Annotated in this window: 8 protein-coding genes; 6 read left to right on the top strand and 2 right to left on the bottom strand. The window is 60.6% G+C overall.

Going from position 1 to position 11,728, the window contains the following annotated elements; genetic code table 11:
- The first annotated feature begins 6 nt into the window (after nucleotides 1–6).
- The 4 genes from FHX08_RS08065 to FHX08_RS08050 all read left to right on the top strand — a co-directional run bounded on the left by FHX08_RS08065 (nucleotide 7) and on the right by FHX08_RS08050 (nucleotide 4,949).
- Nucleotides 7–780, top strand: coding sequence for a FadR/GntR family transcriptional regulator (locus FHX08_RS08065; protein WP_132651461.1), 774 nt, complete (start codon nucleotides 7–9; stop codon nucleotides 778–780).
- Nucleotides 781–843: 63 nt separating this feature from the next.
- Nucleotides 844–2,205, top strand: a complete 1,362-nt coding sequence (gene glmU / locus FHX08_RS08060; protein ID WP_132651462.1) for a bifunctional UDP-N-acetylglucosamine diphosphorylase/glucosamine-1-phosphate N-acetyltransferase GlmU — start codon at nucleotides 844–846, stop codon at nucleotides 2,203–2,205.
- A 107-nt stretch (nucleotides 2,206–2,312) separates the two neighbouring features.
- Nucleotides 2,313–4,139 (top strand): glutamine--fructose-6-phosphate transaminase (isomerizing), encoded by a 1,827-nt coding sequence (glmS, locus tag FHX08_RS08055; RefSeq protein ID WP_132651463.1) that lies wholly within the window; start codon nucleotides 2,313–2,315, stop codon nucleotides 4,137–4,139.
- Nucleotides 4,140–4,262: 123 nt separating this feature from the next.
- The gene (locus FHX08_RS08050; RefSeq protein WP_132651464.1) at nucleotides 4,263–4,949 is read left to right on the top strand and encodes a DUF502 domain-containing protein; all 687 of its coding nucleotides are present in this window, start codon (nucleotides 4,263–4,265) and stop codon (nucleotides 4,947–4,949) included.
- Here the strand turns inward: FHX08_RS08050 and recG are convergent.
- Complete coding sequence (gene recG, locus FHX08_RS08045) at nucleotides 4,946–7,051, bottom strand: ATP-dependent DNA helicase RecG (RefSeq protein ID WP_132651465.1); 2,106 nt, start codon at nucleotides 7,049–7,051, stop codon at nucleotides 4,946–4,948. The genes FHX08_RS08050 and recG overlap by 4 nt on opposite strands.
- A 94-nt stretch (nucleotides 7,052–7,145) precedes the next feature.
- On the opposite strand from recG, the gene FHX08_RS08040 reads away from it, so the two are divergent.
- Both FHX08_RS08040 and mfd read left to right on the top strand, forming a co-directional pair.
- Entirely contained in the window at nucleotides 7,146–7,448 is a 303-nt protein-coding gene (locus tag FHX08_RS08040; RefSeq protein WP_132651466.1) for a succinate dehydrogenase assembly factor 2, read from the top strand.
- On the top strand, nucleotides 7,445–10,954 hold the full coding sequence (gene mfd, locus FHX08_RS08035) for a transcription-repair coupling factor (protein ID WP_132651467.1): 3,510 nt from the start codon (nucleotides 7,445–7,447) through the stop codon (nucleotides 10,952–10,954). The genes FHX08_RS08040 and mfd overlap by 4 nt, the downstream gene beginning before the upstream one ends.
- Before the next feature lie 56 nt (nucleotides 10,955–11,010).
- Here the strand turns inward: mfd and FHX08_RS08030 are convergent, their stop codons facing one another.
- Entirely contained in the window at nucleotides 11,011–11,682 is a 672-nt protein-coding gene (locus FHX08_RS08030; RefSeq protein ID WP_132651468.1) for a DsbA family oxidoreductase, read from the bottom strand.
- Nucleotides 11,683–11,728: the final 46 nt, after the last annotated feature.

Raw genomic sequence — 11,728 nt, 5'->3', positions numbered from 1 at the left:
GACGGATTGCGCAATAGATCGCTTGAAACCCGTAGGGCAGGGCGAAGAACCCGAACAAGCCACGCGCATGTCGTTGATGAACTCGGCCGGGCAATCGTTGCCGGCACCTATCCCGTCGGTACCATCCTGCCTGGAGACGGAGAGCTCGCTCAGCGCTTCAAGGTCTCTCGCACGGTGCTTCGCGAAGCGATGAAGACGCTTGCCGCCAAGGGTATGGTCGTCGCGAAGGCTCGCGTCGGTACACGTGTGACGGAAAAGAACTTCTGGAACATGTTCGACACCGAAATCATCTCCTGGCATTTTGCAAGCGGCGTGAGCGAAGAATTCCTCCTGCAGCTCTACGATATCCGCCTCGCTTTCGAACCGTTTGCTGCTGGTCTTGTGGCCGAACGTGCAAACCCGGCGGAGATCGAACTGCTGCGCGGCCTGGCGCTCGACATGGCCGCAAGCGGCCACACGTCTGAAAGCCTGGCACTCGCAGACTTGCGCTTTCATCTTGCGGTTTCCGAAGCATCCCACAATCCCTTCATGCGCACGCTCGGCGGGCTCATCGAGGCAGCCCTCGTCGGCATGTTCCGCATGAGCACGCCGCCCACGCAGAACGGTTTCGCCAACATAGCCGAAACTCATATGCGTATCGTCGAGGCCATCGCCGCCGGCAATACCGCGGCGGCGCGCAAGGCGATGGAAGATGTCATTATCGAGGGCAGGGAGCACGTCCACGAAGCCTTCTCCGCGCTCGCTGAGCCCACCATTTCCCTGCCGATTTCGTCTTTTTGAAGCCTCGCCTTGCTGCTATGAGCGGCAGAACAGCCGCCTAGCAATGGATTCTCGGAGTCTGCCATGGAACGCACCTGCCTTGCCGTCATTCTCGCCGCCGGCGACAGCACGCGAATGAAATCCGCAAAATCGAAAGTGCTGCATGAAGTTGCCGGCCGGCCAATGATCGCCCATGTCGTCGATGCCGTAGCGGCAACAGGAGTTTCCTCCATCGCCCTCGTCGTCGGTCGGGATGCGGAGAAGGTGGCGAAGGCTGCCGATGTCGGCGGTGTGACGATCAAATCTTATGTCCAGGAGCAGCGCCTCGGTACAGGCCATGCCGTTCTCGCCGCCCGCGAAGCGATTTCCGAGGGCTACGACGATATCATCGTGACCTATGGCGACGTGCCGCTGCAAACGGCAGGCCCGCTGCTCGAGGCCCGCAAGGCGCTCGCCGAAGGCAGCGACATTGTCGTCATCGGTTTCCATACCGACCGCCCAACGGGCTACGGTCGCCTGCTTGTCAAGGATGGCGAGTTGATGGCCATCCGCGAGGAAAGGGATGCGACGGATGCCGAGCGCGCCGTCAACTGGTGCAATAGCGGCCTCATGGCGATCAACGGCCGAAAGGCGCTCGACCTCCTGTCGCGCATCGGCAACAGCAATGCCAAGGGTGAATATTATCTGACCGATCTCGTGGAAATCGCCCGCGCGCTTGGCGGCCGCGTCACCGCCGTCGATGCGCCTGAGGTCGAGATGACCGGCTGCAACAACCGCGCCGAACTCGCCGCGATCGAGCGTTTCTGGCAGGAGCGCCGCCGCCACGAGCTCATGCTTTCGGGCGTGACGATGATCGCCCCGGAAACCGTTTTCCTCTGCTATGACACTGTCATCGGCCAGGATGCGCTGATCGAACCGAACGTCGTCTTCGGCCCCGGCGCCGTCATCGACAGCGGCGCAGTTATCCATGCCTTCTCGCATATCGAGGGTGCGCATGTCAGCGAAGGTGCAGCCGTCGGGCCGTTCGCGCGGCTGCGTCCGGGTGCGGATCTCGCCGCCGGTTCCAAGGTCGGCAATTTCTGCGAGGTCAAGAATGGCAGGATCGGCGAGGGCGCCAAGGTCAATCATCTGACCTATATCGGTGATGCTACCATCGGATCAGGCACCAATATCGGCGCTGGTACGATCACCTGCAATTATGACGGGGTGAACAAGTTTGAGACTGTTATCGGCAAGGATGCCTTCATCGGCTCGAATTCTTCGCTGGTCGCCCCGGTGACGATCGGCGATAGCGCTTATATTGCCTCGGGCAGCGTTATCACGGCGGATGTACCGCCGGAGGCGCTTGCTTTGGGGCGCGCCCGGCAAGAAATCAAGCCCGAGCGGGCCAAGCTCCTGCGCGAAAGGGCGCTCGCCGTCAAGGCGGCGAAGAAGGCCAAGGGCTGAGCCTTCTTCTTAACGTGCGGAAACTGAAAGTGACCGCTCTACCAATTGAGAAATAAACGAGAATCGCTAGGACTGGCGTCGATATTGGTGCCTGAGGGGATAGTTGCATGTGCGGAATTGTGGGGATCGTCGGAAATGCGCCGGTTGCGGGCCGTCTTGTCGATGCGCTGAAGCGGCTGGAATATCGCGGTTATGATTCCGCCGGTGTTGCCACAATTCATGAGGGCGTCATGGATCGCCGCCGGGCAGAGGGCAAACTCTTCAACCTCGAAAAGCGGCTGGACAGCGAGCCGCTGCCGGGAACGACGGGCATTGCTCATACCCGCTGGGCAACCCATGGCGTGCCGAACGAGACCAACGCCCATCCGCATTTCGTTGAAGGTGTCGCGGTCGTCCATAACGGCATCATCGAGAACTTTTCAGAACTGCGCGATGAACTGAGCCATGAAGGCGCTGCCTTCCATAGCCAGACCGATACGGAAGTCGTCGCCCATCTCATGGCGAAATATCTGCGTGAGGGCCTCTCTGCGCGCGAAGCCATGTTGAAGATGCTGAACCGCGTCACCGGCGCCTATGCGCTTGCCGTCATGCTTAAGAACGATCCCGGTACGATCATGGCGGCCCGCTCCGGCCCGCCGCTAGCCGTCGGCTACGGCAAGGGCGAAATGTTTCTGGGTTCGGATGCCATTGCTCTTTCGCCCTTCACCAACGAGATCACTTATCTCGTCGACGGCGACTGGGCGATCATCACCCGCGACGGCGCGACCGTGCTCGATTTTTCTGGCAAGGTCGTCAAACGTCCGCGCCAGATTTCACAGGCGACCGCCTATGTGGTCGACAAAGGCAATCACCGTCATTTCATGGAAAAGGAAATCTACGAGCAGCCGGAGGTCATTTCCCACGCGCTCAGTCATTATGTGGATTTCGCTGCCAACACGATCAGCCCCAATGCATCCGCCATTGATTTTAGGGCAGCGACCGGCCTTGCGATCTCTGCCTGTGGCACCGCCTATCTTGCCGGCTTGATCGGCAAATACTGGTTCGAGCGCTACGCGCGCCTGCCGGTCGAAATCGACGTCGCCTCCGAATTCCGCTATCGCGAAATGCCGCTGCAGCCTTCCCAGGCAGCCCTTTTCATTTCGCAATCGGGCGAGACTGCCGACACGCTGGCTTCGCTGCGCTACTGCAAGGATAACGGCCTGAAGATCGGCGCCGTCGTTAACGTGCGGGAATCGACCATCGCCCGCGAAGCCGATGCCGTCTTCCCGATCATGGCAGGCCCGGAAATCGGTGTGGCCTCCACCAAGGCGTTCACCTGCCAGCTTGCCGTGCTTGCCTCGCTGGCAGTCGGCGCCGGTCGCGCCCGCGGCGCGATTAGCGCTGACGACGAGAAGGCGATGGTGCGCCATCTGGCGGAAATGCCGCGCATCATGAGCAAGGTTCTCAATCTCATCCAGCCGCAGATGGAAGGCCTCTCCCGCGAGCTCTCCAAGTGCAAGGACGTGCTCTATCTCGGCCGCGGCACTAGCTTCCCGCTTGCCATGGAAGGCGCGCTGAAGCTCAAGGAAATCTCCTACATCCACGCCGAAGGATATGCTGCCGGTGAGCTGAAACATGGGCCGATTGCGCTGATTGACGAAAACATGCCCGTCATCGTCATCGCGCCTTATGACCGGTTCTTCGAAAAAACGGTGTCCAACATGCAGGAAGTCGCGGCCCGCGGCGGGCGCATCATCTTCATCACCGATGAGGCCGGCGCTGCTGCCTCCAAGCTGCCGACGATGGCGACGATCACGCTTCCCAATGTCGATGAGATCATCGCGCCAATGATCTTCTCGCTGCCGATCCAGCTGCTCGCTTACCATACTGCAGTCTTCATGGGGACGGACGTCGACCAGCCACGGAACCTCGCAAAATCGGTAACTGTGGAGTAAGTCCAAACGGGCTGAAACATGTTGTGCGACAAGGCGAATTCTGGCAGTTTTGTGCTCACGGACACAGGGGGAAGGCCGTTTCGACGGCCTGTCTGAAGACTGAAACGGAGTTCATCAGAAAAGATGACCGAGAAGGCTCCCCGAGTGCCGGTCGCAATGCGGCTGAGGAACAATTTTCTCGCCGGACTGATCATCTGCGCGCCGATTGCAATTACCATCTGGCTGACCTGGACCTTCATCCATTGGTCGGACAGCTGGGTGCGGCCCTATATCCCGGCGCGTTGGAATCCCGAGAGCTACATCAACTTCGCCATTCCCGGTTTCGGCCTGCTGATTGCCGTGGTGCTGATCACCATTGTCGGCTTTCTCGGAAAAAATCTTATCGGGCAGAGCATCGTCCGCTTCGGCGAATCCATCGTGCATCGCATGCCGCTGGTGCGGACTATCTACAGAAGCGTCAAGCAGATATTCGAAACAGTGCTGAAGGAGCAGCCGAACTCCTTCAAGAAGGTCGGCCTCATCGAATATCCGGGACCGGGCCTCTGGGCACTGGTCTTTGTCGCGACCGATGCCAGGGGCGAGATCGCATCGAAGTTCAACGCGATGGGACAGGACATGGTCGCTGTCTTCATGCCGCCGACGCCGGTGCCGACGGCGGGCTTCCTCATCTTCGTGCCGCGCGAAAAGATTGTCATGCTCGACATGAGCCCGGAGGATGCGGCTAAATTCTTGATTTCGGGTGGCCTCGTCGCCCCGGAACACTTGCCTGTCATGCGCCCCAAGCCGAAGGCGGTATCCAAAGTCGACTAACCAGCCCGGAGGAAGCGGATCGCCTCATCACGGCGGAACAGGTAGAGCAGGGTGCGTATTGCCTGCCCGCGCTCGCTCGTCAGCTCCGGATCGCGTTCGATCTGATAGGCTGCATCCTTGCGGGCGATTTCCAGGAGATCGGCATGCGCTTCGAGGCTGGCGATGCGAAAGCCCGGCGTGCCGGACTGACGCGTCCCGAGAACTTCGCCTTCCCCGCGCAGCTTCAAGTCCTCTTCCGCAATCCGAAAGCCGTCTTCCGTCTCGCGCATGATGGAAAGCCGCGCATGGCCCGTCTCGCCGAGTGGTCCCTTATAGAGCAGGATGCAGGTCGAAGCCTCATCGCCGCGCCCGACGCGCCCGCGAAGCTGATGCAGCTGTGCCAGCCCGAAGCGCTCTGCATGTTCGATCACCATGATCGTCGCATCCGGCACGTCGACGCCAACTTCGACAACGGTTGTCGCCACCAGCAGTCGCAATTCGCCGTTCTTGAAGGCGAGCATGACCGCATCCTTTTCGGGCCCGCTCATGCGCCCGTGGATGAGGCCGATGCCGGGGCCAAGCGCCGAGACCAGCGTCGAATGCCGCTCCTCCGCGGACATGAGGTCGACCTCTTCGGATTCTTCGACCAGAGGGCAAATCCAGTAGGCTTTCTTACCTTCGGCAAGCGCGCTCTTCAGTCGTCCGACAATTTCACCGGTTCGCTCAGTCGGCACGGTGATGGTCTGAATCGGCTTTCGCCCCGCGGGCTTCTCTGTCAGTTTCGAGACATCCATATCGCCGAAGGCGGCCAACACCAGCGTGCGGGGAATCGGCGTTGCCGTCATGACCAGCATATGAGGCGAGATGCCCTTTGCCGTGAGCCGAAGGCGCTGATGCACGCCGAAGCGGTGCTGCTCGTCGACGACCGCTAGCATCAGGTTCTTGTAGTTGACGCTATCCTGGAAGAGCGCATGCGTACCGATGATGATCTGCGCTTCGCCCGAGGCGATGCGTTCGAGAATATCTTCCCGCTCGCGGCCCTTGGTGCGCCCCGTCAGCACCTCGAGACCAAGGCCGGCGACAGCCGCAAATTTCGAGATCGTCGCGTGATGCTGTCGGGCGAGGATTTCCGTCGGTGCCATCAGTACGGCCTGTCCGCCGCTCTCAATGACGGCGGCCATCGACAGCAACGCAACCAGCGTCTTGCCGGAGCCGACATCGCCCTGCAGGAGCCGCAGCATGCGCTCCTCGCCGGCCATATCCTTCAGTATGTCGGCAACGGCATCCGTCTGGCTACGCGTTGGAGAAAACGGAAGGCTTTGCAATATCTTGCTGCTGATTTCTCCAGTAGCATGTACGGGCTGGCCGGCCACTTTACGCAGTCGTTGCCGCACCAGCGACAGCGATAGCTGGCCAGCTAGAAATTCGTCATAGGCAAGCCTGCGGCGGGCAGGAGTCTGCGGGTCGATGTCGGACGTATCCCGCGGCTCATGAAGCATATGGAAGCTGTCGCGGATCGAAGGCAGGCCCTGCTTTTGCGCCAGCGAAAGATCGATCCATTCCGGCAGGTCCGGCATGCGTGGCAATGCCACCTCGATGATCTTGCGCAATGTCTTGGGGGAAAGCCCCGCCGTCAGCGGATAGATCGGTTCGACCAGCGGCAGGTTCTCGCCTTGGCTGACCTTGACGATATAATCAGGATGGACCATCGAAGCGCGGCCATTGAACCAGTCCACCTTGCCGCTAACGGTTACCTCTTCATCGACCGGAAGCTGTTTTTCCAGCCATGCCGCCTGGCCACGAAAGAAGACAAGCGTAAGCTCGCCGGTTTCGTCATGCAGGAACACACGATAGGGGACGTTGCGATTGCCGCGCGGTGGCGCCTGATGTCGGTCGACACGCGCCGTGATCGTTACGATTGCGCCTTGTGGCGCACGAGCAATGCCCGGCTGATTACGCCGGTCAATCAGCGAGGAGGGCGCATGGAACAAGAGATCGATGATCCGGCAATCCTCGGGAGAGTCGCGCCCGAGCAGCTTGACGAAGAGCTCAGAGATCTTCGGGCCGACGCCTGGAAGCCCGGAAACGGGCGAAAACAGCGGATCGAGAATGGTGGGGCGCATGGACGCCAAAATGCGATGAACAATAGGGCCTTGGCAAGGCTGACAAGCCGCTTTCGAGGGTCTATAGAGGCGCATCAACAAGGAAGGTGATGCCATGACAGGTGTAACACTCACGAGCGCCGGTCTCGACCCCCGCCGCCGCCGGATCCTTTTCCGCTGCTGGCATCGCGGCATCAGAGAGATGGACCTTGTCTTCGGTCAATTCGCGGAGAACGAACTTCCCTCCATGAGCGAGGCTGAGCTTGATGAGTTCGAGAGGATCATGGCCGAAGAGGATAACGACCTGGTGCGCTGGATCATGGGAACCTGGCCGACGCCCGAGCATTTACAGACACCCATGTTTGCCCGCATCACCGCCTACAAGCCTGATTTCGACCTGCCCAGGAAGCCGGAATGATCCCTGGATTTGATGCTAGGAAGCTTGCAGCCGCCGCTGAGCCGCTGACGATCGGCAACGTGCCTGCGGGCATGGAGCCACTGCTGCTTGCCGAGCTCGCCCGCAACGGCGAACCGGTCGCTTATGTGCTGTCAGATGGCCAACGCATGGCCGATCTGGAACAGATGTTGGGCTTCATAGCGCCCGATATCCCAGTTCTGACGCTGCCTGCCTGGGACTGTCTTCCCTATGACCGCGTCTCGCCGAGCGCTGATACCTCTGCACGCCGTCTCGCCGCCCTTTCCGGCCTGATCGCCCATCACAAGAAGCCGCACGCGGCGATTGTTCTGGTCACGGTCAATGCAATGCTGCAGAAGGTGGCGCCGCAGGATATTATCGAAAGTCTGGCATTCTCTGCGCGCCCTGGCAATCAGGTGCGTATGGACGATATTGCCGGCCGGCTCGAGCGCAACGGCTTCGAGCGCGTCGCAACCGTGCGCGAAGTCGGCGAATATGCCGTGCGCGGCGGCATTCTCGATGTCTTCGTGCCCGGTTCAGAGGAGCCGGTCCGCCTCGATTTCTTCGGTGATACGCTGGAAAGCATCCGCAGCTTCGATCCGGCGAGCCAACGCACCACCGGGCAGGTGCGCTCCCTCGACCTCAATCCGATGAGCGAGGTAACGCTGACACCGGATACGATCAGCCGTTTCCGCAAGAATTACCTCTCCACCTTCGGTGCAGCCACGCGCGATGACGCGCTTTACCTCGCCGTCTCCGAGGGCCGCCGATATCCAGGCATGGAACACTGGCTGCCGCTTTTTTACGAGAAGCTGGATACGGTGTTTGACTACCTCTCCGGCTTCCGCATCGTTACCGATCATACGGTGCGCGAAGCGGCTGAAGAGCGCTCCAAACTCGTCTACGACTATTACGATGCCCGCCTGAATTCCGGCCAGCAGCAGGGCAAGGGCCAGATGGCGCAGGGCACACCCTATAAGCCTGTTACGCCAGGCCAGCTTTATCTCGATAGCAAGACCTTCGCGCGCACGTTGGATGCGATCAATGTCATCCGCGTGTCGCCCTTCAACGAGCATGAAGGGGAAGCTCGCCGCGTCGTCAATATTGATGCACGTCAGGGCCAGCGCTGGGCGCGTTCCAATGTAGAGAGCGGCGGCGATGTTGAGCGGATCAACGTCTTCGATGTTGTCGTCAAGCACGTAGCCGACCGGCGCGCCAGCGGCGCAAAAGTTGTTATCACCGCCTGGACCGAGGGATCGCTGGAACGCCTGCTGCAGGTGCTGAACGAACATGGTCTCGATCGGGTCAAGCCAATCGCAGCGCTTAAAGATATCGCAGGGCTTGCGAAGGGCGAGGTGGCGGCGGCAGTGCTCAGCCTCGAATCCGGTTTCGAAACCGGCGATCTGATCGTCATCGGCGAGCAGGACATTCTCGGCGACCGCATGGTGCGCCGCTCTCGCCGCAGGAAGCGCGCGGCTGACTTCATCTCAGAAGTTTCCGGCCTCGATGAAGGCTCGATCGTCGTCCACGCCGAACATGGCATCGGCCGTTTCGTCGGCCTGCGCACCATTGAGGCCGCGGGCGCTCCGCACGCCTGCCTCGAGCTGCAATATGCCGATGACGCAAAACTCTTCCTGCCGGTCGAAAACATCGATCTGCTCTCGCGTTTCGGTGGCGAAAGCACCGAGGTTCCTCTCGATAAGCTCGGTGGCGGCGCATGGCAGATGCGCAAGGCCAAGCTCAAGAAGCGGCTGCTGGATATGGCCGATGCGCTGATACGCATCGCTGCCGAACGCCTGACGCGCCATGCGCCTGTTCTGACGACCCCGGAAGGGCTCTATGACGAGTTCGCCGCCCGGTTCCCCTATGACGAAACGGAAGATCAGGAAAATGCCATCGAGGCTGTGCGCGGCGATCTTGGCGCCGGTCGCCCGATGGACCGCCTCGTCTGCGGTGACGTCGGCTTCGGCAAGACCGAGGTCGCATTGCGCGCCGCCTTCGTGGCGGCGATGAACGGCGTACAGGTCGCCGTCGTCGTTCCGACCACACTGCTCTCCCGCCAGCATTTCAAGACATTTTCCGAGCGCTTCCGCGGTCTGCCGGTCCGCATCCAGCAGGCCTCGCGCCTTGTTGGCTCCAAAGAGCTGGCGCTGACGAAGAAGGAAGTAGCCGAAGGCAAGACAGATATCGTCGTCGGTACCCACGCATTGCTCGGCGCAGGCATCAAGTTCGCCAATCTCGGCCTGCTGATCATCGACGAGGAGCAGCATTTCGGTGTCAAGCACAAGGAACGGCTGAAGGAGTTGAAGAGCGACGTACACGTTCTGACCCTCTCGGCAACGCCGATCCCGCGCACGCTGCAGCTTGCCATGACCGGGGTGCGCGAGCTTTCGCTCATCACCACGCCCCCGGTTGATCGCATGGCGGTGCGCACCTTCATTTCGCCCTTCGACAGTCTCGTCATCCGCGAAACGCTGATGCGCGAGCACTATCGTGGCGGCCAGAGCTTCTATGTCTGCCCGCGTCTTGCCGATCTTGCCGATGTGCATGCCTTCCTGCAGTCCGACGTGCCGGAACTGAAGGTTGCCGTCGCCCACGGCCAGATGCCGGCCGGCGAACTGGAAGACATCATGAACGCCTTCTACGAAGGCCGCTATGACGTGCTGCTCTCAACCACCATCGTCGAATCCGGCCTCGACGTGCCGACCGCCAACACGTTGATTGTTCATCGCGCCGATATGTTCGGTCTTGCCCAACTCTATCAGCTGCGCGGTCGCGTCGGCCGTTCCAAGGTGCGTGCCTTCGCGCTCTTCACTCTGCCGGTCAACAAGGTGTTGACGGCGACTGCCGAGCGCCGCCTCAAGGTGCTGCAGTCGCTGGACACGCTCGGCGCCGGCTTCCAGCTGGCAAGCCACGACCTCGATATCCGCGGCGCCGGCAATCTGCTCGGGGAGGAACAGTCCGGCCATATCAAGGAAGTCGGCTTCGAGCTTTACCAGCAGATGCTGGAAGAGGCCGTTGCCGAGGTGAAGGGTGTCGACGAGATCGCCGATACCGGCTGGTCGCCGCAGATCTCCGTCGGCACACCGGTCATGATTCCCGATGATTACGTGCCGGATCTGCATCTGCGCATGGCGCTCTATCGCCGCCTCGGCGAACTCACCGATCTCAAGGAAATCGACAGCTTCGGCGCTGAGATGATCGACCGTTTCGGGCCAATGCCATCAGAAGTGCAGCACCTGCTGAAGATCGTCTACATCAAGTCGCTCTGCCGCACCGCCAATGTCGAAAAGCTCGATGCCGGCCCGAAGGGCGTTGTCGTGCAGTTCCGCAACAAGGAATTCCCGAACCCGGCCAATCTGGTTGGCTATATTGGCAAGCAGGGCACGATGGCGAAAATCCGCTCCGACCATAGCCTATTTCTGACGCGTGACCTGCCGACCCCGGAAAAGCGCCTGCAGGGCGCGGCCGTCATCATGACTCAGCTTGCGGAGCTTGCAAAAAGCTAAGGGCAGCCCGGCTTCTCCAGGCTGCCCCTAACTCGCGTCTCTTTATCGCGCTAGAGTCAGTTCATGCCGGCGCGTGCTTCGGCCTTTGCCTTGGCGATTTCACGCAATGCGCCTGCAAGCACGTCCGGCGTCTGCGCGCCACTGACGGCATATTGCTGGTCGAAGATGAAGAACGGCACGCCGTTCACGCCCATGCGCTGCGCCGCATCGATTTCCGAAAGAATGACGCTGCTATCGGCATCGGAGGCGAGCAGGGCGGCAATGACCTGGCGCTGCAGACCAGCCTTCTCAGCAATATCGAGCAGCACTTCGTGGTCGCCGACATTGCGGCCTTCCTCAAAATTCGCTTTGAACAGCGCAGAGACAACGGCTTCCTGCTTTTGTCTGTCTTCAATGACAGCCCAATGAATCAGTCGATGCGCATCAAGCGTGTTCGGGCCGATCTTGATAGCTTCGAAATTGAAGGCGATACCGACCTCGCGGCCGTATTCGGTCAGCATCTTGTGTGCTTCCGCCACGCGTTCAGCACCACCGAGCTTCTGTTCCAGCATCTTCTTCTGGTCGACGCCTTCGGGCGGATAGTCCGGGTTGAGGCGATAGGGGCGCCAGTTGATATCGACTCCGACTTCATCCTGCACCTCGGCGATCGCCAGCTCCAGCCGTGCCTTGCCGAGATAGCACCAGGGGCAGACGACGTCTGACACAACGTCGATGGTGATCCGTTCCATTGCTGTTTCCTTCTTCCGCCGGCTTTCGATGACGGCCGGCCCAATC

It is taken from the genome of Rhizobium sp. BK529 (assembly GCF_014194105.1).
In the GTDB taxonomy this organism is placed as follows: Bacteria; Pseudomonadota; Alphaproteobacteria; order Rhizobiales; family Rhizobiaceae; genus Rhizobium.
This window is presented reverse-complemented; position numbering and strand designations above follow the sequence as displayed.